21 protein-coding genes, 1 other RNA gene and 1 pseudogene are annotated in these 25,472 nt (G+C 44.3%); 14 read left to right on the top strand and 9 right to left on the bottom strand.

The genetic code is table 11. The features are described from left to right. Positions 1 to 38: 38 nt before the first annotated feature. Entirely contained in the window at positions 39 to 2,051 is a 2,013-nt protein-coding gene (gene mrdA / locus M0N77_RS07790) for a penicillin-binding protein 2 (RefSeq protein WP_353104657.1), read from the bottom strand. A gap of 447 nt (positions 2,052 to 2,498) precedes the next feature. Here mrdA and M0N77_RS07785 point away from each other — a divergent pair. The 7 genes and pseudogenes from M0N77_RS07785 (at position 2,499) to adk (ending at position 10,713) form a co-directional block, all read left to right on the top strand. Next, positions 2,499 to 3,616: pseudogene (locus tag M0N77_RS07785) on the top strand (RNA-guided endonuclease InsQ/TnpB family protein). Positions 3,617 to 3,710: 94 nt separating this feature from the next. Next, positions 3,711 to 5,045, top strand: a complete 1,335-nt coding sequence (locus tag M0N77_RS07780; protein WP_353104655.1) for a hypothetical protein — start codon at positions 3,711 to 3,713, stop codon at positions 5,043 to 5,045. Positions 5,046 to 5,253: 208 nt separating this feature from the next. After that, the gene (locus M0N77_RS07775; RefSeq protein WP_353104654.1) at positions 5,254 to 7,293 is read left to right on the top strand and encodes a heme lyase CcmF/NrfE family subunit; all 2,040 of its coding nucleotides are present in this window, start codon (positions 5,254 to 5,256) and stop codon (positions 7,291 to 7,293) included. Position 7,294: 1 nt separating this feature from the next. Continuing rightward, a complete protein-coding gene (locus M0N77_RS07770) occupies positions 7,295 to 7,888 on the top strand; it encodes a DsbE family thiol:disulfide interchange protein (protein ID WP_353104653.1) in 594 nt (197 codons plus the stop codon). A 50-nt stretch (positions 7,889 to 7,938) separates the two neighbouring features. Further along, positions 7,939 to 8,529: a cytochrome c-type biogenesis protein gene (locus M0N77_RS07765; protein ID WP_353105599.1), complete on the top strand. Its 591-nt coding sequence runs from the start codon at positions 7,939 to 7,941 to the stop codon at positions 8,527 to 8,529. After that, a complete protein-coding gene (ccmI, locus tag M0N77_RS07760) occupies positions 8,526 to 9,806 on the top strand; it encodes a c-type cytochrome biogenesis protein CcmI (protein WP_353104652.1) in 1,281 nt (426 codons plus the stop codon). Before M0N77_RS07765 ends, ccmI begins: the two co-directional genes overlap by 4 nt. Positions 9,807 to 10,056: 250 nt before the next feature. Continuing rightward, positions 10,057 to 10,713, top strand: coding sequence for an adenylate kinase (gene adk, locus M0N77_RS07755; protein WP_353105598.1), 657 nt, complete (start codon positions 10,057 to 10,059; stop codon positions 10,711 to 10,713). A gap of 191 nt (positions 10,714 to 10,904) precedes the next feature. On the opposite strand, the gene secB is transcribed toward adk, so the two are convergent. The 4 genes from secB to rsgA form a co-directional block, all read right to left on the bottom strand. After that, a complete protein-coding gene (gene secB / locus M0N77_RS07750) occupies positions 10,905 to 11,357 on the bottom strand; it encodes a protein-export chaperone SecB (protein ID WP_353104651.1) in 453 nt (150 codons plus the stop codon). 54 nt (positions 11,358 to 11,411) lie between these two features. Continuing rightward, positions 11,412 to 11,675 (bottom strand): glutaredoxin 3, encoded by a 264-nt coding sequence (grxC, locus tag M0N77_RS07745; protein WP_353104650.1) that lies wholly within the window; start codon positions 11,673 to 11,675, stop codon positions 11,412 to 11,414. Between the two features lie 362 nt (positions 11,676 to 12,037). Further along, positions 12,038 to 12,484, bottom strand: coding sequence for a rhodanese-like domain-containing protein (locus M0N77_RS07740; protein WP_353104649.1), 447 nt, complete (start codon positions 12,482 to 12,484; stop codon positions 12,038 to 12,040). 154 nt (positions 12,485 to 12,638) lie between these two features. Then, positions 12,639 to 13,742: a ribosome small subunit-dependent GTPase A gene (rsgA, locus tag M0N77_RS07735; RefSeq protein WP_353104648.1), complete on the bottom strand. Its 1,104-nt coding sequence runs from the start codon at positions 13,740 to 13,742 to the stop codon at positions 12,639 to 12,641. A 206-nt stretch (positions 13,743 to 13,948) separates the two neighbouring features. Here rsgA and orn point away from each other — a divergent pair, with 206 nt between their 5' ends. Continuing rightward, positions 13,949 to 14,536 carry an oligoribonuclease gene (orn, locus tag M0N77_RS07730; RefSeq protein ID WP_353104647.1) on the top strand — a complete coding sequence of 196 codons (588 nt, stop codon included), beginning with the start codon at positions 13,949 to 13,951 and terminating at the stop codon, positions 14,534 to 14,536. A 327-nt stretch (positions 14,537 to 14,863) separates the two neighbouring features. Here the strand turns inward: orn and M0N77_RS07725 are convergent, their stop codons facing one another. Continuing rightward, on the bottom strand, positions 14,864 to 15,733 hold the full coding sequence (locus tag M0N77_RS07725) for a UDP-2,3-diacylglucosamine diphosphatase (protein WP_353104646.1): 870 nt from the start codon (positions 15,731 to 15,733) through the stop codon (positions 14,864 to 14,866). Positions 15,734 to 15,871: 138 nt separating this feature from the next. Further along, positions 15,872 to 16,384, bottom strand: a complete 513-nt coding sequence (locus M0N77_RS07720; protein ID WP_353105597.1) for a peptidylprolyl isomerase — start codon at positions 16,382 to 16,384, stop codon at positions 15,872 to 15,874. Positions 16,385 to 16,848: 464 nt separating this feature from the next. Between M0N77_RS07720 and M0N77_RS07715 the strand changes: the two genes are divergently transcribed. The 4 genes from M0N77_RS07715 to M0N77_RS07700 all read left to right on the top strand — a co-directional run bounded on the left by M0N77_RS07715 (position 16,849) and on the right by M0N77_RS07700 (position 21,623). Next, positions 16,849 to 18,588: a glutamine--tRNA ligase/YqeY domain fusion protein gene (locus M0N77_RS07715; RefSeq protein WP_353104645.1), complete on the top strand. Its 1,740-nt coding sequence runs from the start codon at positions 16,849 to 16,851 to the stop codon at positions 18,586 to 18,588. 276 nt (positions 18,589 to 18,864) lie between these two features. After that, the gene (locus tag M0N77_RS07710) at positions 18,865 to 19,503 is read left to right on the top strand and encodes a peroxiredoxin (protein WP_353104644.1); all 639 of its coding nucleotides are present in this window, start codon (positions 18,865 to 18,867) and stop codon (positions 19,501 to 19,503) included. Between the two features lie 177 nt (positions 19,504 to 19,680). Beyond that, positions 19,681 to 20,346 (top strand): glutathione S-transferase family protein, encoded by a 666-nt coding sequence (locus M0N77_RS07705; RefSeq protein WP_353104643.1) that lies wholly within the window; start codon positions 19,681 to 19,683, stop codon positions 20,344 to 20,346. A 332-nt stretch (positions 20,347 to 20,678) separates the two neighbouring features. Next, positions 20,679 to 21,623 (top strand): META domain-containing protein, encoded by a 945-nt coding sequence (locus M0N77_RS07700; protein ID WP_353104642.1) that lies wholly within the window; start codon positions 20,679 to 20,681, stop codon positions 21,621 to 21,623. Positions 21,624 to 21,670: 47 nt separating this feature from the next. Here M0N77_RS07700 and ruvC read toward each other — a convergent pair whose 3' ends face one another. Continuing rightward, positions 21,671 to 22,255 (bottom strand): crossover junction endodeoxyribonuclease RuvC, encoded by a 585-nt coding sequence (gene ruvC / locus M0N77_RS07695; RefSeq protein ID WP_353104641.1) that lies wholly within the window; start codon positions 22,253 to 22,255, stop codon positions 21,671 to 21,673. Between the two features lie 187 nt (positions 22,256 to 22,442). Between ruvC and M0N77_RS07690 the strand changes: the two genes are divergently transcribed. Beyond that, complete coding sequence (locus M0N77_RS07690) at positions 22,443 to 23,072, top strand: FxsA family protein (protein WP_353104640.1); 630 nt, start codon at positions 22,443 to 22,445, stop codon at positions 23,070 to 23,072. A gap of 125 nt (positions 23,073 to 23,197) precedes the next feature. Here the strand turns inward: M0N77_RS07690 and ssrS are convergent. After that, positions 23,198 to 23,393: non-coding RNA, 6S RNA (gene ssrS / locus M0N77_RS07685), on the bottom strand. A 413-nt stretch (positions 23,394 to 23,806) separates the two neighbouring features. Here ssrS and gpmI point away from each other — a divergent pair. After that, positions 23,807 to 25,393, top strand: coding sequence for a 2,3-bisphosphoglycerate-independent phosphoglycerate mutase (gpmI, locus tag M0N77_RS07680; protein WP_353105596.1), 1,587 nt, complete (start codon positions 23,807 to 23,809; stop codon positions 25,391 to 25,393). The last annotated feature ends 79 nt before the right edge of the window (positions 25,394 to 25,472 follow it).

The raw sequence follows: 25,472 nt of genomic DNA, 5'->3' as shown, positions 1-25,472 counted from the left end.
TTTATCAAATGGTGGTTTTGAATGGCTATAGCAAAAGTCTAGGTCGCAGGGCTAGCAGTATTTGCCGCTGATGAAGCTTCTGCTGCTTGCTGTTCTTTTAAGGCCAATGCGGCTTCCTCTTCTTTAGCTTGAGCATCACGAATAGCGTCAAGCCGTGCTTTTTCAAGCGCTTTATGATGCTTAATAATTTTGAGCTGATCCGGCGTTGGCGGCAAAATAGGATCCTCTTTACGCTGCAATATCCAGTAGTCAAATAATGCACGACCAATAGGCGCAGCTACGGCGCTACCACCGCCGCCATTTTCGACCAGTACTGCCAAGGCAATCTCTGGGTTTTCAACCGGCGCAAAACCATTGAACCAAGCGTGATCCCAGTGGCGCTTATCAAGAGCAGCTTTATTATAGCTCTTACCCTGAGCGATAGATTTGACCTGCGCGGTACCAGTTTTGCCAGCGATACGATAGCGATCGGTATAGATACCGCGGCCAGTACCCGCTTTGACCACGTTTTCCATCGCATCATGCATGCGCAGCCAGTCGGATGGCTTACCATTATAGTCAATCTTGCCATCCGGCTTGGTGATGACCTTGACGGCAGCGGCTCCTTCGCTACTTTTGAGGAGATGCGGGGTAATATGATTGCCCTGATTAGCGGTCATAGCGGTAGCATTAGCAATCTGTAGTGGCGTCGCTAAAAAGTAGCCTTGACCGATACTGACCGAGATAGTCTCGCCCGGTAGCCAGCCTTTATCATAAGTCTCTTTTTTCCATTGGGGCGAGGGCATAATACCCGCTTTTTCATTCGGCAGATCTATACCGGTCGGCTCACCAAAACCAAACTTCACCATCCAGTCATGCAAGCGCTGGATACCCATCTCATAAGCCAATTTGTAATAATAAGTATCAACCGACATCACCACCGATTTTTTGAGATCAACAGTACCATGACCGCCTTTTTTCCAGTCACGAAAACGATGCGAGTCGCCAGGTAAGCTAAAATAGCCAGGATCATAAATAGTAGTATTCCAGTCGCGTAGACCATAGTGAATACCGCCTAAACCCTCAAAAGGCTTAATAGTCGAGCCGGGCGGGTACATTCCCTGTAGCGCCCGATTATAAAGCGGCTGATCAAGATCATCCCGTAGCGCGCCATAGTCTTTAAAAGAGATACCAGAGATAAAAGGATTGGGGTCATAGCTTGGATTACTAACAAAAGCGAGTACATCGCCCGTCATCGGATCTATCGCCACAATAGCGCCGCGGCGACCATCTAGCTGCTGCTGCGCGACGGTTTGTAGACCATAATCTAGACTCAAAGTAATGTCGTTACCAGCGACAGGGGGCTTGGTTTCTAACTGGCGAATGATATTGCCATGAGCATCGGTCTCCACCGACTGATAACCGGGCTGACCTAATAAGATGTCCTCGTAATGATCCTCAATACCAATTTTACCAATCAAATCCGTACCAGCATAACGATCCTTATCGATACGCTTGGTTTCTTTATCATTAATGCGGCCCACATAACCAATCACATGCGCAAATAACTCATCATAAGGATAAGAGCGCGTAAGCTTACTCTCAATGGTCACCCCTGGGAAAAAAGGCTTACGCTCGCTAAACTGCGCCAGTTGAGTTTCGGTCAAATCAATCTTGACGGTCACCGGATCATTTTTACTTTTGGCTAAGCGCGCCAAAATATCTTTGATATCGTCATCTGATAAATCAAAAATAGGCGCGAGTAAGTTCAGTACCCGCTCCGGATCTTCTATCGCATCAGCGCTGATCATCGCCGTAAATACCGGCTGATTGTCCGCCAATAAAATACCGTTACGATCATAGATATAGCCGCGACTCGGCGGCGCAGATATCAGTTTGATACGGTTATTGTCAGCCTGCGTACGGTATCTATCATGCGCATAAACCTGTAAAAACCCGTAACGCGCTATCAGACCTCCTAACCCCAAAAAGATCAGTACCCCAAGGATAATGACGCGGCGCATAAAAACGCGGTTGATCTGTTCGGTGCCAGGAGTGATTTGTTTATTCATGTAGAGTCAGTACCAATAACTAAAAAAGCAAAAAAGAGGACACAGCAGCGTCAACTATGAAAGTGGCGGCAAATATACAGCATAATGGCGATAATTTCAGCAACTTCAATCACATAGCTGTCATTAATTTATTCCACTACCCCGATAAAAAATCATTAGCTGACCACAAATTATAACAGATGCACCTAGCTTAGGTGTAGAGAGTGCGGCGGTATAGTTTCGCCCGTAAGCTTTATCAAAAGTGTCGCTTACGGTCATAACTTGCCTTGCCTATTTGGGTGCTAAAAAGTGGCAAGTATGTTAAAATCAGGCGGCTTTATGGATAGGGTTTATCATCTAGCGCTGTAAAACCACGTCCTTCTAGGGCATGGATATCAGGCGTCAACCCTTGTCACCCAATATTGCGAATACCTTGATAACCAATCGCCTTAAGATCATAATTACCCTATGAAAACGCTCAAACTACGCATTAAAGACAAACACAGCGTTCAGCTAAATATCTTAGCTGGGGCGGTTAATTTTGTTTGGAATTACGTTAATGAGCTTAGTTTCAAACATCTCAAGCGCACAGGCAAATTCTTTTCAGCTTACGACTTGGCCGCTTACACCAAAGGTGCGGGTGACTACCTAAATCTGCACAGTCAAACTTTGCAAGCTATTAGTGAGGTTCACGCTAAATCTCGCAAACAGTTTAAAAAAGCCAAACTGAACTGGCGAACCAATCATCCAAAAGCCAAGCGTAGAAGTTTAGGCTGGATTCCCTTTAAAAAAACGGCCATTAAGCATATCAGCACCAGACAGAGTGGTAAAAAATCTCTAAAGACCACTCTGCAATTTAGTCTGGCTAACAGCCAAAAGCTAATCATTGATTTGTGGGACAGCTATAACCTCTCCCTGTACAGCATTAATACTTGTGAGTTGGTACAAGACAATCGTGGCCACTGGTATGCCTGTGTGACGGTTAAAGAGTTTCCAAAGATTAAGTGCGGTGACGGCCAAGTCGGTATTGATTTAGGCTGTAAGGATGCTGCAGTCAGTAGTGATGGCGACAAGCTACAAACCAAAGTTACTCATCAATACGCTGAAAAACTGGCCATTGCTCAAAGAGCTAAGAATAAAAAGCGGGTTCGTGCCATTCATGCCAGGATTAAAAATACCCGCCAAGATTTAATCCATAAATTTACATCAAGGCTTGTTAAAGCCAACAGCCTAATCGTTGTTGGAAAGATAAACTCAAAATCGTTCACTTCATCCAAACTGGCCAAATCCATCTATGACGCGAGTTGGTTTGAGATTAAGCGACAACTGGATTACAAATGCAAGTATGCAGGTTGTCACTATATCGAAGTGAATGAAGCGTACACCACCCAAACCTGCTCGTGTTGCGGCTGCCGTCAAGACAGTCCGAAAGGTAGAGAAGGTCTTGGTATAAGAGAATGGTTTTGTCGTTCTTGTCAAACGGCCCATAACAGAGATGTTAATGGAGCAAAAAACATTCTCGCGGTCGGGCTTGGCCGTCTTTAGTAGGAATCCCCGTCCTTTTAGGGCAGGGAGGAAGTCAATAGCAGCAAGCCTCTCATTTTCATAGCAGCCACAGTACTCATCTTATGATAAGCCGATAGATTGACGATAACCTTTATTTGAGGGACATGCAGAGTCATGGACGTAACATCAATATGGCAGGCGCTCGCTGAGCATCCAGAATTTATTGCTATGCTGACTATTCCGCCAGTGACCGCTTTTGTCACTTGGGTACACGTCTGGATGGCACTAAAAATGCTGTTTTATCCCATCAAGTTTTGGGGTATTCGCATTCCCAACTTTCCCTTCTTTGGTTTACCGGGGATTGGCTGGCAGGGTATTGTACCGCGTAAAGCGGGCAAGATATCGGGCGTTATTGTGGATCAGACGCTCTCAAAGCTTGGCTCGCTTGATGAGTTTTTTAAGGCGATGGAGCCTGAGCAGATGGCGGTTTTTATCACTGAAAGGGTGGATGAAAATCTAGAGGCGCTGATTGATGAGATTATGCTTGAGCGCTCAGAGACGCTGTGGGGTAATATTCCTTATGCGATTAAGCGCCGTATCTATAATCAGGCGCATATAGCGCTGCCAGAGATTATGCAGTCGCTAGTATTGGATTTGACCAACAATATCGAAGAGTTGGTTGATATGCGGCAGATGATCGTCAATACCATGGAGAATGATCGGCGCTTGATGGTCAATATGTTTTTGAAAGTCGGTCAAAAAGAGATCGATTTTATTTGGCATATCAGTGCCTTGATCGGTTTGGTGTTTGGCCTGATTCAGATGTTTATCTTTTTGGTAGTACCGCAGCATTGGACGGTACCTTTTTTTGCCGCCATTTGGGGCTTTTTGACCAATTGGATTGCTATTTGGATGGTGTTTAATCCGGTAGAGCCGCGCTTTATCCCTTATATAAAGTTTTTTAGACGTAGCAGCCGCTTTCCTTTCTTGATACCGCAGCTACCGCATATCGCACAGTTTCGCTTTCAAGGCGGTTTTATGAAACGCCAAGAGGAGGTTTCTGAGGTGTTTGCCGAGATTGTAGTCAATGATTTGGTGACACTTGAGAACATCATGAATGAGATGATGTATGGCGCGCGCGCTGAGGATACACGCTTATTGATGAAATCGCACTTATATCAGATATTAGATACGCCAGTGGTCAGAACTTCCTTACGAGTGAGTTTGGGTCGCCGCGAGTTTGGTAAGCTCAAAAACACCATTATCGATAAGTCTATTACCGCAACGATGGTGCCGATACGCGATCCTGAGCTTAATGAGAGCCGCGCTAGCAAGATATTTGGGCTATTTCGCGATCGTATTCGCGCCTTGACCCCGCACGAGTTTCAGAATTTATTACGTCCTGCGTTTCGAGAAGATGAGATGACGCTAATTATCCTTGGCGGCCTGACAGGGTTTTTGGCCGGTTGGCTGCATTTGGTATTAGTGTTCTTTCCCGCAGTAGGTTAGTAGGTTAGTTAATTTTAAAGCTACAATAACCGTAACTTAGAGCAAAAAATAAAACGAATAGTAATCGCTGCAGCTGTATAGACAGGTTTTATGCTCGCTGCACCAACGTAAACGATGATGGTATTAGGCAGAGCTTCAATGACAATGAGCCAAATTTAGCTAAATTGCTCACTGAAAGCTCGCCCTAAAATACACAAGGTTTGACCGTATGTTGATCACAGAATTGGGTTATTTTGCCTTGCTTGCCGCTTTTGTATTGGCAATATTGCAGGTGGTATTACCAACTATTGGTGTTATGCGTCATCAAGTCGCTTGGCAGCGCTTGGCTCCAAGTCTAGCTTGGGCACAGTTTGCTGCGATGATAGTGTCGTTTGGCGCGCTGATGGCAGGCTTTTATTATAATGATTTTAGCTTAACCTACGTCGCTCAGCACTCCAATACTTTGCTGCCTTGGTATTACAAATTATCAGCGACCTGGGGCGGGCATGAAGGATCTTTGCTATTGTGGATGACGATTATGGCCACTTGGTGCGCTTTAGTCTCCTACTTTAGCCGCGGTCTACCGCTGTCTATGCGCGCGCGGGTATTGGTAATATTGGCAGGTGTGCAGTTGATGATGCTGGCGATGCTAATCTTTACCTCATCGCCGTTTGAGCGTACTTTACCTAATTTGCCCGTTGATGGCGCTGATCTTAACCCGGTGCTACAGGACTTTGGCTTGATTATCCATCCGCCTATGCTCTATATGGGTTATGTCGGTATGGTGGTGCCTTTTGCTTTTTGTATGGCAGCATTATGGGAGGGGCGCTTGGATGCGGTCTGGACTCGCTGGTCGCGTCCTTGGGCACTGGCGGCTTGGGGCTTTTTGACTATCGGTATCGCGCTTGGCTCTTGGTGGGCTTATTACGAGCTTGGCTGGGGCGGTTGGTGGTTTTGGGATCCGGTAGAAAACGCTTCGCTAATGCCTTGGCTAGTAGGTCTGGCGCTACTGCATTCGCTGGCGGTGACAGAAAAGCGCGGAGTATTCAAGGCATGGACTATTATGCTCGCTATCTTTGCTTTTGCCTTAAGCTTATTAGGCACTTTCTTAGTGCGCTCTGGGGTCATTACCTCAGTGCATTCGTTCGCCGCGGACCCTACGCGCGGCCTAGTTATTTTGGTTATTTTGGGTATTATCATCGGTGGCGGACTATTGATGTTTGCGGTGCGTGGTTGGCGCTTGACGGTCGAGAGCCAATATCAGCTGATATCGCGTGAGTCCTTTTTGGTTATCAATAACGTCATTATTCTAATCTCAACCTTAGTGGTACTTTTAGGTACGCTATATCCGATTATTGCTGACGCTTTTGGTTTAGGTCAAGTATCGGTAGGCCCTCCTTATTTCAATGCATTGTTTGTGCCTCTAACATGGCTGTTATTGCTAGCTATGGGCATGGGCTCCAATATCCGCTGGAAAAAAGACAGCCGGCCATTATTGGGCGTAGGGATGGTCATTGCCATGAGCAGCTTAGTATTAGCGGCAATCATTAGCTACTTTGTGAGCCCTTCTAGTATGCTCAATATCGGCGTGACTTTGGCGGTGAGCTTTTGGGTGCTACTGTGGATGGTTGTTGATTTTAGAGATAAAACCAAAAACGCGCCTAATTCATTCAAAGGATTAAGCCAATTGCGCCTCAGTTATTGGGGCCAGCAAGTGGCTCATATCGGGGTATTAATCGCGGTTATTGGGGTCGCATTCACTTCAAGCTTAAGCATTGAGCGTGATGTGGCGATGAGTAAAGGCGATACCGTCAATGTGCAAGGTTACGACTTTACTGTAACTGATTTTCGCGAGATAAAAGCCAGTAACTTTGACGCGACTCAAGCGCAGGTTATCGTCACTAAAAATGGCCGCGAAGTGGCGAGCCTTACGCCAGAGAAACGCACTTATGTCATCAGCACTATGCCAACCACTGAGGCTGCTATTGACGCAAGCTTGATGCGCGATCTTTATGTCGCGCTTGGTGAGCCTATTGCCGAAGGCAGTAATGAGTGGGCAGTGCGTATCTATGTCAAGCCTTTGATTCGCTGGATTTGGCTTGGCGCTATTATTATGGCTTTAGGCGGCCTTATCAGTATGCTAGATAGACGTTACCGTATCAAAAAGGTCAAATCGTCGCCTTTTGTGTCCGATGTTATGGATACAGATAATAGCGTTGATATGGCAGAGCCGTCGGTGACACTATCAGCAACATCAGGGGAGAGATAAGATGAATAAAAAACAGATGAAAATATGGTTTTTAATTCCGCTTATTGTCTTTTTTGGGCTAGTGGTGATGCTTTATATGCGTCTGGGTGACTCAACTACTATTGTCACTAATACCGCGCTTGAGCGCCCTGTGCCTAGTTTTGAGCTGCCACTATTGTCAGATACTAGCCGGATAATGACCAATGATAATTTTCCCGATCAGCCTTTTTTGATGAACATCTGGGGCTCTTGGTGTCCGACTTGTATCGTTGAGCATCCTTTTTTGATGGAGCTTGAGCAGCGCGGCGTCACTCTCGTCGGTGTCAATTATAAAGATGAGATCGGTAACGCGCTAAGCTACTTAAACCGCGGCGGCGATCCCTTCTTAATGTCCATTCAAGACTTGTCTGGTCAATTTGCTTTAGATCTAGGTCTAACTGGCGCGCCTGAGACCTTTATAGTAGATGGTGATGGCGTCATTCGTCAGCATATCATTGGCGAGATTAATGAAGCCAATTGGCAGGCGCGTATCAGCCCTTGTTTGCAGGTACTTAATGAGGCCAATGATGCTAATACCGTACCAGATGCCAATCAAGTTGCGGAGGTGTGTCAATGATTATGCAATCTACTTCTGTTAAAAGCGTTTTATCAAAAATAGCTGCCGTAATGCTAGCTTGTTTTTTTAGTCTATCGAGCTACGCTGCTATTGATGTCTATGATTTTGACTCGCCGCAACAAGAGGCTCAGTATCGCGGTCTGATTGAGGAGCTGCGTTGCCCAAAATGCCAAAACCAAAACTTGGCAGGCTCAGATGCACCTATTGCGCAAGACTTAAAACAAAAGACTTATGACTTAGTCAAAGACGGTCGTAGTGATGGCGAGATTCGGGTCTATATGCAAGAGCGCTATGGCGATTTTATCAGCTATAAGCCGCCTGTACGTCCTTCAACTTGGATTTTATGGTTCTTCCCGCCGTTACTATTGATTGCTCTGATCGGCGGCTGGTTTTGGCAAAGCAAACGGCGTCAGGCTATCGCTCGCGGCGGTAGCGGGATAAAAAGCGATAGCACCGTAGCCGCTTTGACAGCTACCGAACAAGCGGAATTAGATCGTTTATTATCGCGTGCTAGTACCAATGTTAGTACCAATACTAGTACCAATAATAATACCAATGCTAGTACTGATGCCAGGACCGATAGCGCTGATAGTACTGATAGCACCGATCATGATATCTCCAGCCCAGAGGACAAAAAATGACCCTATTTTCTACTACCGGCTTATTTATTGCCCTAAGCTTATTGGTAGCGCTAGCCTTGGCCATTATCGCTATTATGCCTTGGTTACGCGCTGCGCGTAGTGAGTCAAACTCCGCCGATAACCAGCTATTAGATATCAACGTGGCGGTGTTTCGTGAACGTTTGGCGGAGCTAAAAGCAGATAATGACAGTGCTGTTATTGATGACAGCCACTATCAAAACCAAAAGCTGGAGCTTGAACGTCAGCTGTTAGATGCGCAGCGCGAAGTGACCCCAATGGTTGCCCCTAGTATCAAGAGTCGGCTGATCGTGATGGTTTGGGTGCCTATATTAGCGGCTATGGCGTATCTACTGATCGGTAATCGTACGCCAGTGTTTGAGCTGTGGGTAGCTGAGGATAAAGTTGGTCAAGTGGCTGATGACTTATTGACCGGTAAGCTTGATCAGCCACCTGCATGGGCGGTTGAAGATGGTCGTCAGCTGATTAGCGCGATGCAAACTAACGTCTATCGTCATGCCGATGACCCCAATCGTTGGATGCGCTTATCAGAGCTGTTTTTATCGTTAGAGGCCACGCCCTCAGCGCTAGAGGCGCTATCTCGTGCTTATCGTTTGTCGCCTGATAATGAAGAGATTGCGACCACTTACGCACAGATTAGTTTCTTTGCCAATGAAGGTCAGCTTGATGCCAATAGCCGTAGAGTATTGCAAGATGTGCTTGCCAAAAACCCACAGCATGAAGGCGCGCAGATGCTAATGGCGATGGGCGAGGCGCGTAGCAGTAACTTTGATCAAGCTCAAGCTTGGATTAGCCGCCTGCGTAGTAATATCGCAGCCAAGCCTGGCGATCATAGCCAAGCGCTGGCAAGTCTCGATGAGCTAAGTGCCAATGTAAATGCCCAAAAAGCACAAGCGTCATTGGGTATCGATGTCACTGTGACTATCAATTCAAGCTTATTGCCGCTGGTCAAAGCTGATGATGTCCTTTTTGTCGCGATACGTGACGTTAAAGGTGGGCCACCGTTCGCCGCTAAGCGTTTGCCTATCTCTATTATCAAGCAAGGAGAAGCTAGCATTAGCTTGAGTGATTTGGATGCTATGATGCCTGAGCGTACTTTGGCTTCAGCCCGCGCTGCCAAGACGCAGCTAGCCGTCGTTGCGCGTATTAGTCATAGCGGTAACGCAGTCGCCGAATCAGGAGACTTATCGGGTAACCCGGTAGTCATCAGTAGTGATCAAAATCAGGTTAACGTTGAGATTAATCAGCAAGTACCTTAAGTTAGATTTGTCGTGTTAAGTCTTAACTAATAGCTCAAGCCTTAGATAATAGGCGTGTCGAAGTGTACTCTTTGACACGTCATTGTTTTGTATGAACAGTTAAGTCATCGCAACTTTTGCAATATAAGGCAAAATAACTTGAGCTTTATAAATTCACAAGGTAAGGTATGGCTTGCAATTCACCAATCCCTATGTTTTGTAATTTTTCTACAACCTTAAAAATCCATCTATTTAGGAGAAACGTCTTATGATGCGTATTATTTTGCTAGGTCCACCTGGCGCTGGTAAAGGTACCCAAGCCCAGTTTATCTCTAAAGAGTACGATATCCCGCAAATCTCCACCGGTGATATGTTACGTGCCGCCATCAAAGAAGGCACCGAGCTTGGCAAACAAGCACAAGGCGTGATGAATGCAGGCGGCCTTGTTTCAGATGATCTAATCATTAACCTAGTCAAAGAGCGTATCGCCAAGCCTGATTGTGCTAATGGCTGTATCCTAGACGGTTTTCCGCGTACTATTCCACAAGCTCAAGCCCTTGCTGAGGCAGACGTTGCTATCAATCATGTGATTGAGATCAGCGTACCGGATGACGAAATTGTCAAACGCTTATCGGGTCGTCGCCAACACGCAGACTCGGGTCGTACTTATCACATCGATCATAATCCGCCAAAGGTTGAAGGCATCGATGACGTTACAGGCGAGCCACTTATTCAGCGCCCTGATGATAAAGAAGAAACCATTCGTGAGCGCCTAGCCACTTATCATCAGCAAACCTCAGCGTTGGTTGGTTTTTATCAAGATAAAGCCAAACAAGACGCCGATGCTCCCGCCTATGATAAGTTTGATGGTACCCAAGCCATTGATAAAGTCAAAGAGCAGATTTTAGCAGCTTTAAAAGGCGAGTAATTTTTAGATAGTTTTTAGGCAGCTCTCAGCTACTTTTATTGAGCTAAAGCGCTGCCATATTAAACCTTAACTTAATGAGTTAAGGTTTTTTTTATACTAAAAAAGCCGTCTAACTATAAAGAAAGACGGCCTTTATAACTCACTTATTTCTAACTCATTTTTATCTTAATAAGCAGTTTTTACTTTAAGACTTACGCTTTACCCTCAGCATCAACTTGGTTTTGCTGCTGGCTTTGTGCGTAAGCTTGATCAAAGTTGACTGGCGCTAATAGCAACTGCGGGAAGCTACCACGAGTAACGATGTCGCTGATCACTTCACGCGCATAAGGGAACAAGACGTTAGGACAATAAGCGCCTAAGATTTGACCAATTTGATCTTCTGGAATATCTTTTAATAAGAAAATACCAGCTTGGTGCACCTCAGCGATAAAGGCAGGGGCTTCTGCGTTTTTGGCATTGACGCTAACGGTCAAAGTGACTTGATAATGATCATCATCGAGCTTTTCAGCATTGCTTGATAAATTGATATCAAGCTCTGGGTTCCACTCTTTGGTAAAAACCTCAGCGCCTGGGACTTCAAGTGACATATCTTTGACATAAATACGTTCTAACGCCAATTGTGGTTGTGCTTGTTCTTCAGCCATGGTATTTCCTCAAAATTAAGTTAAATAGTAAAGCAAGGGTGTAAATATAACAGTTTAGCCAGCTAAAAGCTTGTCAAGCTTGCCTTGCTGATTGTACTGATTGAGCTCATCAAAACCACCAATGAAAGTATCACCGATAAAAATCTGCGGCACAGTGCGATAGTTATTGGTTTTTTGCATCAAAGCACGGCGCTCATCACTGCTGATGTCGTGCATACCAATCTCTTCATAATCAACGCCTTTGGATTGTAGTAGTTTTTTGGCGTTAGTGCAGTAAGGGCAAATCGGTGTGGTATAAACTTTGACAGGGACGCTCATAATAGCTCCTTAATTATAATAAATGAGTGATAATAAATGATAGTGCTAAATGTCATGGTAGCTAAGCATTATAAATAGTCATGCTGCTAGCTGCCAATGAGTTAATAACAACGCTAGCTTTAATTATCTTCATTTATAAAGTGGGGCTAAGGGCTATAAATTCAAGCTTATCGCTGCAAATGTAATAAAAGTTCACAATATTAGCGTATCTCTTTTATTTCGAACTGACTATAGCCATAAAACCAACCACAAAAAAAGACATCATAGCGGTATGATGTCTTAAGATTTTAGTTAGTGGTTTTTATTAAGTTGTTAGTTCATGATCATTAAGCTAACAGCTTATTAAGCTAACAGTTAATAGGCTATTTACTTAATTTAGGCTTAGCTTTTTTGGCTTGAGTATCTTTTAATCCTACTAATGGCATGCCAGCACCTTGCCAACCGCCGACACCACCTTCTAGGCGATACACATCATCTTTACCGATCATCTGGATAGCGGCCCCCGCTTGTACTCCCATATCACAAATAATAATCACGGGATGCTCGATAGCGCGAATCTCGTCCAAGCGATCTTTAAGCTCAGTAAATGGGATGTTACGGCTGCCCTGAATGTAGCCCGTCTCAAATTTCTTTTTGGCACGAATATCGATCAATTGCGCGTTTTGGGAATTGACCATCATCCCAAGGGTATTAGGTGATATTTTTCTGCCACTACGTTTATTTTCAATAGCAAAAAACAGTACTGCCAGCACTGCTAAGATACCAAATAAGAACGGGTGATTACCCACAAACTCAAACGCACGATCCAAAACAGACCTCCAAAAATTAGGGTTCTAGCAAACTGCGAATACAGTCTAACCTTATCGAACCAGGCGCTATTATACCGACAAGGCTGTGTTTAGTAAACGGTCGATAAAAGCGAATGTATGGAGTAGATCTCAATAAGGCCCGATATTTTAAATATCAATAAGGTCTAGTATCGGCCTCTTCTCTTAAAGTCACCAAATTCTCCACGCGGCGCTGTAATACCTCACCATCGGCTACCGCTTGCCATAACGCGCAGCCTTTGGAGTTATGAGTATGGCGGCAATCACGGAACTGACAGTAGCCAGCAAGCGGTGCAAGCTCTATAAAGCCTGAGATAATATCCTCAGGGGTCAGATGCCAAATACCGTACTCCCTAATACCAGGAGTATCAACGATACCGCCTGCGCTTAGATCGTCGGGGTTAAAGGGTAATAGTCGACTGGTCGTCGTGGTGTGTTGACCGAGCTGCGAGTTCTCAGAGATGATATTGACGCTTTGCGCTGACTCTGGCAGTAGCGCATTAATCAGGCTACTCTTACCGACGCCGGACTGACCGGCAAAAATAACTAGTTTATTATCGATGTAGTCTTTTAGCTCGCCAAGGCCTATTTGCTCGTCGCTATCGGCGATATTCTCCGGACAATCGACCGAGGTTAGTACGCTCTCATAGCCTAAAGCCGCGTATTGCTTGAGTAGCTCTTTGGTATCAGCGTCGTCCTCCTTGGCTAACAAGTCCGCCTTATTGAGCACTAATAAAGGTTTGACGCCAGCATGATGACAAACCACCAAATAGCGATCAATCAAGGAGGGCGCAGCAGCCGGTAGCGGCGCAAAGACAATCGCTAAAATATCGACATTAGCCGCCACTGGTTTGAGCTTATGATAGCGATCGGGACGCGAAACTAATGAGGTGCGAGGTTTTACCGATTCGATACGGCCAAAGCCAGTATTAGGATCGGCGATCCAGCGCACTTGATCGCCCGCCGCCAGCATCGGCAAATTAGTACGTACATGACAGCGCCAAATATCACCAAGCGCTAATTCCTGCCAAAAAGGCTCAGGATCGTCAGGAGCAATCTCAGGCTGCACAGGAATATCGGCGGGCAGGCTAGTTACTTGTACTTCTAGCTGCTTGCCATAATGCGCCATGACCACGCCATCCATCAAACTATCATCACTATTATCCTGATTAGACAGCTGCTGCTTGTCTATACGGCGAATCTGTTGTTTGGTGAGCTTGCGTTGTCGAATCAATGCCATGGAATATGCCTATGCTGTTTTAGCAACTTTGGAAAATATTGCTAAGTGTAGCGCGAAAATTTGCTAACATACAGCCTTAAGCGCTGCTGCTAGACAGTGATTTTGTAACTTATTATCGCTACAAACTCACCTCTAAGCTTACCTTTAAGCTTAGCAAAAAGCAGACGCTCTCAATAAATAATTATCTAACCCTATTAGGAAAAGTTATGAGTATTGACGACCACCCCAATAAAATCAAGATTAAAAATCAAGGCAAAAAAGGGTTGGTATGGATAGATCTTGAGATGACCGGACTCGATACGCTCAATGACGAGATTATCGAGATTGCCACCGTAGTCACTGATGAGGATTTGAATGTCTTGGCTGAAGGGCCAGTGTTTGCCATTAAAATCTCCGATCAAAGACTCAATCAGATGGATGACTGGAATACCAAACAGCATGGTCAATCAGGACTGGTCGATCGGGTGCGCCGTAGTAAAGTGACTTTGGCAGAGGCGGAGGCGGAAACCATTAAGTTTTTGAATAAGTGGGTCGATAGCGGCAAGTCGCCGATGTGCGGTAACTCCATCTGTCAGGACAGACGCTTTTTGGCACGGCAAATGCCAGAGCTGGAGCGTTTTTTTCATTATCGTAACTTAGATGTCTCCTCAATCAAAGAGCTGTGCTTTCGCTGGCGTCCCGATATTCTCAAGAACTTTGAAAAGGGCGGTAGTCATTTAGCTTTAGACGATATTCGCGATTCTATCCGCGAATTAAAGCATTATCGTCAGCATTTCTTTAAATTGATGGATTAAGATTAATACAAATTTTAAAAGGATAGTAGGGTGGGTTAGCGAAGGCGTGATACGCCTTTTGTTTGAATTGAAACATGAGTTATCGGTAGGGTGCGCCTCGCGCACCAACGCATGAACATGAAATATTAGATCGAAGGCGCTTATCTATAGAAATGCTCACATTTTCAAATCATTCACTTAATTCAAGAATTTAATTTTTAAATGGTGCGCGGGGCGCACCCTACATCACAAGCAAACTTTAGCTCTAAAAGTTTAGCTCAATGCTGGGCTAAAGCCACAGCCTACGACACATCTACTTTGCAAGGTATTGTAAGATATACTCCACAATCACCTGACCAAATACCGAAACTCAAACAAATCAAACTCGGCACTGCTGTGGTCTAAAGGGTCATTATTCAAATTACCGTCTAATGGCTCTGCTGTAATAACCCCAATCACCGCGCTAACCTTTGGCTTACGCGTGTCTTTATCAATAATGCGCCAATCACCTAACACGTAACGCGTTTTGCCCTCATTACTACAATGAGTATCCGGACGATGGGTGTGGCCATGCAGCAACGCGTCAAAATGATAGATGGCTTTATTCACTGAATGCTCATTAACATCCATAATATAAGCGGCTTTTTTGCTATTATTTTGCTGACTTTTTGCGCGGATATTGTCAGCGATAGCTTGACGCTTCTCTAACGATTTATTCAATAAATACCACTTCATTAGACGATGGCGCATCACTTTGCGAAAGATTTGATACTTTTTATCGTCACTACATAAAGCGTCACCGTGCTCTAAGCGAAAATCCTGCTGACCGACTGTGATAGGGTAAGGCTCAGCAATCAGCTCGCCACCAAACAAATTCAAAAAACTTCGATCTAATAAAAAATCACGATTACCATGCATGACCAAAATCTCACAGCCTTGTACTCGCAGCTGTTTTAATTTAGTGATCATCGGTGTCAGCAAATGCGCTGCGCGTGCCTCGTCATCAAGTGATAAATAAAAATCATCGCCAAGCCAAACCTCAAACCAGTCGCCCAAGATAAATAAGCGCTTAAGGCTCGGCAGCGCCAGACAATCATCCAATAGCGCCAAAAAAGCCTGCACAAGGGCAGGCTCATCGAGCGATAAATGCAAATCGCTAATTAGTATTTGCCGCACTTCGTGAGGGCGCGTGGTCATTAGATACTCAAAACTTTGCATCTATCGTAACCTTATTTAGCATTATTTAAATCTTGATAAGCTACCTGTGAGCGACATGCTTAGGTGTAGCTACAAATAGCTTATCATAGTCTTTAGTGTTTATTGAGCCACTGCTGACTGAGCAGCTATTTACATAGATTACTCAGAAACAATTTTGGCTGAATTAATAACCACAGGAGTCTTTGGCACATCAGCGTGCATACCAAAGCGGCCAGTTGGTACGCTGCGCATCTCTTCGATGACGTCCATACCGCTGGTGACTTTACCAAAAACAGTATAACCCCAACCTTGCATGTTTTTGCCCGTGTGGTTTAAGAAGTCGTTGTCTTTGACGTTAATAAAGAATTGGCTAGTCGCTGAATGCGGGTCTTGGGTACGCGCCATAGCGATAGTGCCTTTCTCATTTTTTAGGCCGTTATCTGCTTCGTTTTCGATCGGCGTATTAGTACCTTTCTCATTCATCTCGGCATCCATACCGCCGCCTTGAATCATAAAACCATCAATAATACGATGGAAGATCGTGCCTTCATAATGACCCGATTTGACATAGTTTAAGAAGTTCTCTACCGTTTTTGGTGCTTTTTCTTCGTTAAGCTCGATGGTGATGTTACCCATTGAAGTGTCTAGCTCTACTACTGGCATGTTGCTCATGGTGGTCTCCTGAGTGTTTACGTTGGATGTTAGATTGGGCTGAGAGTAGGAAGCGATGCTACTATTACTAGCACAGCCTAGTATAAATAAAGGGGCAACTAAGCTGGCAAACCCGAATGTTTTGATAGCAGGCATAGATCTTCCTTTTCGCTCATAACCGTCAATTTAAATTTAGTGGCTAGTCTAACGGCTTTTTTGGCGGATGTCATGTATCTGGCTGTTAATAGCTTTGTAAAAGCTGATAGAATAACGCAACTTTCTTTTTCTATAGTATATTGAATACAACAGCAATACAGCGAAGCGGGTATAAATATTTATACCCGTTTGGCGTCACATTACTATATAGCTATTTTAGTACCTATTTTATTTAGTATTTAGCCATATCTTAACTAAGATGCAATTGGCATGATTTCAGTTTTAATTTCAATATCAATCAATTATAGATTGCTTAGGAGCAATGATTAATGAGTGACAACGTAAGCAATAACACGGCAAAAGATGAGCCGAAAAACGACTTTATCCGTAATATTATTCGTGACCATGTCAAAGCCAACAAGTATCAACAAATCGTCACCCGTTTTCCGCCAGAGCCTAATGGCTACTTGCATTTGGGCCATGTCAAATCTATCTGCCTAAACTTTGGGGTGGCCCAAGAGTTCGATGGCCTCTGTCATCTGCGCTACGACGACACCAATCCCACCGCTGAAAAGCAAGACTATATCGACAATATCAAAAAGGATGTGCACTGGTTAGGCTTTGAGTGGGCAGGAGAGGCGCTACATGCGTCCAGCTACTTTGATCAGCTCTATGCATGGGCGCTGCAACTGATCGAACAAGGCGATGCTTATGTTGATCTGCAAACGCCTGAACAAATCCGTGATAACCGCGGCTCTTTCAAAGAGCCTGGCACCCCGTCACCGCAGCGTGATGCAAGCGTCGCTGACAATTTAAAGCTATTTACCGATATGAAAGACGGCAAATTTGCTGATGGCGAAGCGGTACTACGTGCCAAGATCGATATGGCGGATGCCAATATGAATATGCGTGATCCGATTATTTACCGCGTCATGCATCAACAGCATCATCAAACCGGTGATAAATGGTGCATCTATCCGATGTATGATTTTGCTCATCCGTTATCAGATGCGATCGAGGGCATTACTCACTCGCTATGTACGCTTGAATTTGAAGATCATCGCCCTTTTTATGATTGGATCGTCGCCAAGATTGGCTTTGAGCAGCCGCCTCATCAGTACGAGTTCTCACGCTTAAATGTCGATCATACTTTGACTAGTAAGCGTAAGCTTAAGCAGCTGGTCGATGAGGGTATTGTTGATGGCTGGGATGATCCGCGTATGCCGACTATCGCTGGCATGCGTCGCCGTGGCTATACGCCTGAAGGTCTACGCGACTTTTGTGCGCGCGTGGGTATTGCCAAAGCAGACGGTGTTACCGATATGCGCTTGCTAGAATTTAGTATTCGCCAGTCACTTGATAACACCACAGCGCGCGGTATGGCGGTACTCAAACCACTCAAAGTCACTATTACTAATTTCGATGAAGCGATAAGCCAATGGGACACGCTAAAATCCGATAGCGTCAAGGCACGCTTTGATGATGAGACCCAGACGCTTTGGCTTACTCAGCCTAAGCATCCTAACGTTGATATGGGCGAGCGCGAGATTCCATTTACCCAAACGCTTTATATCGATGCAGGCGACTATGAGACCCAGCCGCCAGCGGGTTACAAGCGCTTATCTCCTGAAAAGCCTGAGATCCGTCTGCGTAACACCTATGTAATAGCGGTGACTGAGCATGTATTAGATGATGATGGTAACGTGGTAGAGCTAAAAGCCACTATTGATCCGGCGACTTTAGGTAATAATCCTGAAGGCCGTAAAGTAAAAGGCGTTATTCATTGGGTCTCAGCTAGCCAAGGAGTTGCGGCTACAGTGCGTCTTTATGAGCCATTATTTAGCGTAGCCGATCCTAGTAGTGTCGATGATGTCCATCAAGCGCTCAATCCTAACTCGCTAACCGTACTAAACGCAGTGGTTGAGCCCTCATTAGTAGAAGCTGCTGCTGGTACGCGCTTTCAGTTTGAGCGTGAAGGCTATTTTATCTCAGATGAGAGTGAGCATAGCCGTGAGCAGCCGGTGTTTAATCAGATCGTTAGCTTGCGTGACAGTTATAAGCCCGCTTAGCTGATAGATTAAATAAAAACCAACATTGGTAGTTTGCAAACCCGCCCATCTTAAGTCAGCTTGAGATGGGTTTTTACTGTCAATATTTAATCAAAAACATAATAAACACATTACAATCAATCACACTGTACTGATAAGCAATTTGCTAAGCTGTAGTGGCTTTTTTATGAATAGGCGCTTGATAGAACAATTGTAAAGCAGTATATTAATTAAAATAATAGAGCGCAGACATAAATCGATATGTTGCGCGTAACTTTGAAAAATAAGGACAAAAACATGGCACATTTACGTTTAGGCGATGACGCCCCAAATTTTGATGCAAACACTACTGATGGCGAGATTAATTTTTATGATTGGGCTGGCGACAACTGGGTAGTATTTTTCTCACATCCTGCGGACTTTACCCCAGTCTGTACTACTGAGCTTGGCCGTGCAGCGGCCTTAAATGGCGAGTTCCAAAAGCGCGGTGTTAAGCCGATTTGTATCTCTGTCGACGGTATTGATGATCATCACGCTTGGGCAAAAGATATTGGCGAGACTCAAGGAACCCCGCTTAATTTCCCAATTATCGCTGATCCTAACAAAAAAGTTGCTGAGCTGTACGACATGATGCATCCGAATGCTGATAGTACTCATACCGTACGCAGCGTGTTCATTATTGATCCTAATAAAAAAATCCGTCTAACGCTCACTTATCCTGCTAGCTGTGGCCGTAATTTTGATGAGATCATCCGCGTTATTGACGCTATGCAATTGTCTGATGAGTATAACGTAGCCACCCCTGTTGATTGGAAAGAGGGCGATGACGTTATTATTCCACCAAGCGTGAAAAATGAAGATATTCCTGCTAACTATCCAAAAGGTCATACAGAAATCAAACCATACTTACGTACTACGCCTGCTCCAAATAAATAAGGAGCTGATTTATGGTAGTAAGCTATGGATAGCGAGCTATTTATAATAGCAACCTAACGGCCTCATAACTTAAAGTTGTGGGGCTTCTTAGTATTTTTTTACCCCGTTTTGATAAGGGTTTGCTATGATAATGATAGTCAAGCTACCAAGTCTAAAGCCTATTAAAAGGAATTTATAATGAAAAAATTATACCTCACCCGCACAGCTCCCAATCCACGTAAAGCTATCATTTTATTGGCTTCAAAAGGTATCGATATTGATGATATGGATGATTTGGATGTCGTAGATATCGACTTTGTTGGTAATGAGCAAATGTCAGAGGCTTTTACTAAGATGAATCCTATGCAGACGGTGCCGGTGCTGACTCTAGGCGACGGTACAGTTCTCAATGACTCACAAGCGGTATGCGAGTATTTGGATAGGGTTTATGGCGAGCGTTCAGTGATGGGTAATGATGTGGTTCAGCGCGCTCAGGTCTGTGCTATGCGCCGTATCGCTGAGTTTGAGGTTTTATATAATCTGATGCTAGCTTTTCAGCACAGCCACCCCTCAAAAGCGCATCGTGTGGAGCAAGTTCCAGAGTTTGTGGCCCCTTCTATAGCTCGCGCTATCAAGGCTTTGCCTTACTTTGAGAAGGCATTGACAGGGCGCGACTATTTAGTGACTGACCATCTTACCTTCGCCGACATCGTGCTGTATCTAGGATTGGATTTTGGTAAAGCGCTTAAGGTCAATCCACTGGAGCACGGCGAAAACCTAGCCCGTTTTTATAAGCATATGCATGAGCGCTTTAGCATAAAAGCATTGGCAAAATCTGAATCTAACCCATCAAACAAATACTGAAATAAGTAATTGCTGAAATAAAAATTATTTGAATAAACAAATATTTAAGTTAATTGAATTTACAAGCTAATAAAAACAACGACTAATTAGACGAGTGCTAATTAGTCGTTGTTTTTTATCTTGCTAATACTCAATCATAAAATAATAATGAGTAGCCAATTATTAACAATATTGATATAAATTGAGTGGCTAAACTAAACAATTCGTTACATGAGTCAGAGTAATACCCGTTATAGTTAATTTTTATTCTATGCGACCAAGACTCAAACGTACAAAGCAAGGATGCAAATATTTAGGCTAGTTATGAACTAGTAATAAAAGAGATACCGTCTATGCTAACTAATAAGTTAAATATACCCTCATTATTCTGGCCTAGTATGCTGGCTGTAGCCTTGGCATTAACTGCTTGTAGCGACAACTCGACTAGTAGTGATAGTGATTCTAAAACTACTACCACTGATAATAGCGCCGCTCAACAATCTAGTAATAACGAAGAGGGCGCAAGGAATAAGGGTGCCGATAGTATGGAAGAAGAGTCGGCGCTGCTAGAGCCCAAAAGTGTAGAGCAAGAGAGGATTGATACGCTTAGCAACTACCGCTGGATATTAAGTAAGGCAAGCGATAGTAAAAATCAGCCAGTGAGCGCCCTTAATGAGATTAAGGAGCAAGTGACTCTCAATTTTAATCAACAAGGCAATAACAGCCTTAATTATAGCGTTGGCTGTAATATTATGAGCGCCAATTTTCAGCTACGAGGCGATACGCTGAGCACTGAGGATAGCATGAGTACTAAGATGTCGTGCGGCGAGCTCGATGCCGCTGAAAACTTATTAAATCAGCTCATTCAAGGGGATAGCCAGCTAAAGCTAATTATTAACGAAAATAGCGATGAGCTGCCGACACTGACACAAGTGACCAATGAGGGCAGTACTTTGACTTGGAGGGGTAAGCTTACCGCTCAAGCGAAGTATAACAGCAAAGGCGAAACTATATTTTGGGGAGTAGCTGCCGACTCCAAGCCTTGTCAAGATAACCAGTCGCAACTGTGTTTACAAGTAAAGCCGGTCAGCTATGATGATTCAGGTATCAAAACCAGCACAGGAGACTATGTAGAATTTGCAGGGACTATTGATGGTTATGAGCATGATGGCAAGCACAACGAAGTGCTACGTTTGCAGCGTTACAAAACCAACCATGACACGGTGCTAGTGGATAACATCGATTCAAACTACGCTTATGTATTAGATACCGTTATCGAAAAAGAAGTGGTTAACTAGGCGAAAGGGTTAACTAAGCCTAGTCGTCTAGCGTAAGGGGATTAAGCTTAGCGTAGGTTGCCCAAGTCCTCTTCACTCAAACGCCAGCGTCCTTTTTTCTTAGAAGAGCTACGCCCTCGTAGCGCACTATTGAGGATCAGCTTATTCATCGAATGGCTTGAATGCGCGTGACAAATCGCGCAGGCAAGGCCATCAGCGGCGTCCTGCTGTGGTACTACTTCTAACGCCAAAATACGACAGACCATCTCTTGTACTTGCTCTTTGGCCGCTGCACCATAACCACAGACCGCTTGCTTTATTTGCCGAGCGGTATATTCGGACACTTCCAAATCTAAAGCGACCATCGCTGCGATAGCGGCACCGCGTGCTTGACCTAATTTTAGGGCAGAGTCAGGGTTCTCCGCCATGAACACTTGCTCAATAGCGGTATAAATAGGCTCATCAGCATACTTAAGATGATGTTGAGTGATACGCGTCAAGCCATTAAAAATACGTTTGAGGCGCTCAGGCATCTCTTTAGTATCAGTACGAATCGTTCCGGCATCAATGTAAGTAAGCTTATCGCCCGTTTGCTGAACGATGCCATAACCCGTCATCCGCGAGCCAGGATCAATCCCAATAATAATTGCCATAATTCTCCACTATCTTGCTATTGTCTTGCTATGAATTGCTGTTTTTAGGCAAATAGCGCCTAGATATAAGCTTGCGCTTGATAATCGACTTAAAAAACCTTTACAAGTTTGATAGTATAGCAAGCCATCCCCATATACATCATAAGTTAATATTTAATTTTTAAGTTTATTTTAAGGACGACACGTCATGGGTCAGATAGTTGGGATTGCCATCGTTTGGTTTATTATTGAGATGCTGGTCTGGTATTTAATTGCCCAGTTCACTAGCGGTTGGCTAGTGTTTATGTGGTTTATTATCGCCGCAGTCATTGGTATCTCGCTTATTCGTAAAGGTATGGTTGCCCTCAACCCTATGGCGCAGCAGATGAAAGCTGGTGGGATGATGAATCCGGCTATGCGTCCACAAGAGTCTACTATGCTTAAAAGTGTCGCTATGGCAGTAGCTGGTATCTTATTGTTGATACCAGGCGTCATTAGTGATTTGTTAGCAGTATTAGTAGTGCTACCGCCAGTACAGAAATTTCTCAAAGATAAAGCCAATAATTACGTTATGAATAATCAACAAAAAATGATGGAGATGATGGCTAAGCAAATGGGCGGTGCAGGCGGTATGGGTGGACAAAATCCGTTTGGAGGAATGGGCGGTATGGGCGGACAAAACCCGTTTGGTGGTATGAATAATAACCAAAATCCTTTTGGTCAGCAGCAACAAAACCCTTTTGGGGATGTATTTAAGCAAAATACTACGGTAGATGGCACTGCCAAAAATATCCCAAAAGATGTGAAAAAAATTACGCGCTCTGCCAATGACGAATAACTTATAATGAATAACTTATTACGCTAATTAGATCTGAGTAGTAAATATAAAAAAGCCCCTATCACTATATGATAGGGGCTTTTAAAGTTAGCGAAGACTCTATAAAAGATAGCTGCTAACCGAATTTAACAACCGAAGTGCCGCTGTGGGATGGTGACCCATGAACCGTGAAGTTCAGGGCGGATGTGTCATTGCCTCGGCAGGTTTCCTGATACACTGCAAGCAGTGCAGGCATACACAATGAAGCAATAGGTAGCACATCCTGGTAAAGCATTATCGGCTCAGGGAAATAGCATCCACTCGCCAACACTTCAGAATAGCTTTATCTTAACTAATGAAATAGCTGATTGCAAGTCGGATTTACAGATTGATACTTATGGCAATAAACCGTATTGAATAATTCGTCTAAGTTACTCACTAAGCGCTCATCCTTAACTATGGATAAAGCTAGAAGAGCATTTACCCTTTAGCAAAAGCTATCTCGTCTTCTATACAGAACATAAAAAGTCTATTTTTCAGCAATTTCAAGATATGTGGTAGTATATAGGGTTTTATATTGTCAGATTGCTGCTATTTAGATAGCGAATTTGCGAGCAATCAATAAACGATATCCTATTATTATTTCGATATTTCATTATTTTAGCAGTACAAACGTTCATCCACTTGAGGAGCGGTAAACTATGGCTAGTAAGCAACCACAATCAGAGTCTAGCAATGACAATAACCAGCTAGATATGCAGCAAAATAAAAAAACACCCCATGTATTAATGATTTTGGATGGTTTTGGGCATCGTGAGGAAGACGATGACAACGCTATTGCTGCCGCCAATATGCCAAATTTGGATAAGATTTATCAGCAGTATCCGCATGGACTGATATCTGCATCAGGGGAAGATGTTGGGTTGCCGTCCGGTCAGTTTGGTAACTCAGAAGTTGGCCATATGAATTTGGGGGCCGGACGTATTCTTTATCAAGACTCAACCTTGATCTCAAGCGAATTGGCTAACCGTGAGTTTTATAAAAATGAGGCATTAGTAGGCGCGGTTAAGGCTGCCAATGAGTCAGGCGGTAACGTCCATATTATGGGATTGTTATCGGATGGCGGTGTCCACGCGCATCAAGATCATATTGAAGCTATGTGTCATTCAGCACTAGTGCATGGTGCCAAAAACGTCTTCGTTCATTGTTTTTTAGATGGCCGTGATACGCCGCCAAAGTCAGCTGATAAGTATATCAATCGTCTACGTGAGCACATCAAGAAGTTAAATGCTCACTACGAAGGAGGACGCGTGCAGATAGCAACTATCATTGGTCGCTACTTTGCTATGGATCGCGATAATCGCTGGGATAGAGTACAAAAGGCTTATGAGCTAATTACCGAAGGCAAAGCGGATCGTTTATCCACCCGTGCCGATGGCGCTATTCAAGCGGCCTATAAAGCTCGCGAAACTGATGAGTTTATTAGTCCTACTACTGTCATTGGTCGCGACGAGATCCCTTATACTGTCGATGATAATGACGCGCTTATTTTTATGAATTTTCGCTCTGATCGCGCGCGCGAACTTGCTCAAGCTTTTGTGTTACCCGATCATGAATTCTCAGGATTTGCACGCAATAAGCAGCCGCGATTATCAGCCTTTGTTATGTTAACTAAGTACTCAGATGAGCTGGCGGAGAACCCTAATACTAGTATCGCCTATTATCCTACCTCGCTGACCAATACGCTTGGCGAGTATTTGCAAGATCAAGGCAAAACGCAGCTACGTATCGCTGAGACTGAAAAATATGCGCACGTGACTTTTTTCTTTAGCGGCGGCCGTGAAGAGAAATATCAAGGAGAGCAGCGTATCTTAGTTCCCTCTCCTGATGTAGCGACTTATGATCTGCAGCCAGAGATGAGTGCGCCTGAGGTCACAGATAAGCTTGTTGCCGCTATTGAGTCTGGCAGCTACGATGTACTGATTGTCAATTATGCTAATGGCGATATGGTAGGCCATACCGGTAATTTTGATGCAGCGGTAAAAGCGGTAGAGGCACTTGATGCTTGTATTGGCCGCGTTGAGGCGGCAGTAAGTGCCGCTGGCGGTGATATGCTGATCACAGCGGATCATGGTAACTGTGAGCAGATGCAGGATTATGAGAGTGGGCAGGTACATACTCAGCATACTACTGAGAATGTCCCGCTTATTTATATTGGCAAAAAAGCAGTAAAAGTACGTAGCGGTGGTAAATTGAGCGATGTAGCACCAACGATACTGGCCTTAATGGATTTAGAGGTGCCGAGCGAGATGACGGGTGAGAGTTTGCTGATAAAAGCCTAAAGCAGTGCTTTAAGCTCCAATAGCGATATTTATCTGGCTTGAGCTTGGATAAATGAGCTTAAATAGATAACTATAAACA

This window comes from Psychrobacter sp. AH5, from assembly GCF_040371085.1.
Taxonomy (GTDB): Bacteria; Pseudomonadota; Gammaproteobacteria; order Pseudomonadales; family Moraxellaceae; genus Psychrobacter.
The sequence above is the reverse complement of the archived record's forward strand: the minus strand, read 5'-3'. Positions and strand labels throughout refer to the sequence as shown.

Excerpts from the sequence above, each read along its gene's own strand:
- M0N77_RS07725 (WP_353104646.1), bottom strand. The coding sequence starts at position 15,733 with ATGCAAAGTTTTGAGTATCTAATGACCACGCGCCCTCACGAAGTGCGG.
- secB (WP_353104651.1), bottom strand. The coding sequence starts at position 11,357 with ATGGCTGAAGAACAAGCACAACCACAATTGGCGTTAGAACGTATTTAT.
- M0N77_RS07715 (WP_353104645.1), top strand. The coding sequence starts at position 16,849 with ATGAGTGACAACGTAAGCAATAACACGGCAAAAGATGAGCCGAAAAAC.
- M0N77_RS07765 (WP_353105599.1), top strand. The coding sequence starts at position 7,939 with ATGCTAGCTTGTTTTTTTAGTCTATCGAGCTACGCTGCTATTGATGTC.
- gpmI (WP_353105596.1), top strand. The coding sequence starts at position 23,807 with ATGCAGCAAAATAAAAAAACACCCCATGTATTAATGATTTTGGATGGT.
- M0N77_RS07780 (WP_353104655.1), top strand. The coding sequence starts at position 3,711 with ATGGACGTAACATCAATATGGCAGGCGCTCGCTGAGCATCCAGAATTT.
- mrdA (WP_353104657.1), bottom strand. The coding sequence starts at position 2,051 with ATGAATAAACAAATCACTCCTGGCACCGAACAGATCAACCGCGTTTTT.
- M0N77_RS07770 (WP_353104653.1), top strand. The coding sequence starts at position 7,295 with ATGAATAAAAAACAGATGAAAATATGGTTTTTAATTCCGCTTATTGTC.
- M0N77_RS07705 (WP_353104643.1), top strand. The coding sequence starts at position 19,681 with ATGAAAAAATTATACCTCACCCGCACAGCTCCCAATCCACGTAAAGCT.
- M0N77_RS07700 (WP_353104642.1), top strand. The coding sequence starts at position 20,679 with ATGCTAACTAATAAGTTAAATATACCCTCATTATTCTGGCCTAGTATG.
- M0N77_RS07710 (WP_353104644.1), top strand. The coding sequence starts at position 18,865 with ATGGCACATTTACGTTTAGGCGATGACGCCCCAAATTTTGATGCAAAC.
- ruvC (WP_353104641.1), bottom strand. The coding sequence starts at position 22,255 with ATGGCAATTATTATTGGGATTGATCCTGGCTCGCGGATGACGGGTTAT.
- orn (WP_353104647.1), top strand. The coding sequence starts at position 13,949 with ATGAGTATTGACGACCACCCCAATAAAATCAAGATTAAAAATCAAGGC.
- grxC (WP_353104650.1), bottom strand. The coding sequence starts at position 11,675 with ATGAGCGTCCCTGTCAAAGTTTATACCACACCGATTTGCCCTTACTGC.
- rsgA (WP_353104648.1), bottom strand. The coding sequence starts at position 13,742 with ATGGCATTGATTCGACAACGCAAGCTCACCAAACAACAGATTCGCCGT.
- adk (WP_353105598.1), top strand. The coding sequence starts at position 10,057 with ATGCGTATTATTTTGCTAGGTCCACCTGGCGCTGGTAAAGGTACCCAA.
- M0N77_RS07690 (WP_353104640.1), top strand. The coding sequence starts at position 22,443 with ATGGGTCAGATAGTTGGGATTGCCATCGTTTGGTTTATTATTGAGATG.
- M0N77_RS07720 (WP_353105597.1), bottom strand. The coding sequence starts at position 16,384 with ATGAGCAACATGCCAGTAGTAGAGCTAGACACTTCAATGGGTAACATC.
- M0N77_RS07775 (WP_353104654.1), top strand. The coding sequence starts at position 5,254 with ATGTTGATCACAGAATTGGGTTATTTTGCCTTGCTTGCCGCTTTTGTA.
- ccmI (WP_353104652.1), top strand. The coding sequence starts at position 8,526 with ATGACCCTATTTTCTACTACCGGCTTATTTATTGCCCTAAGCTTATTG.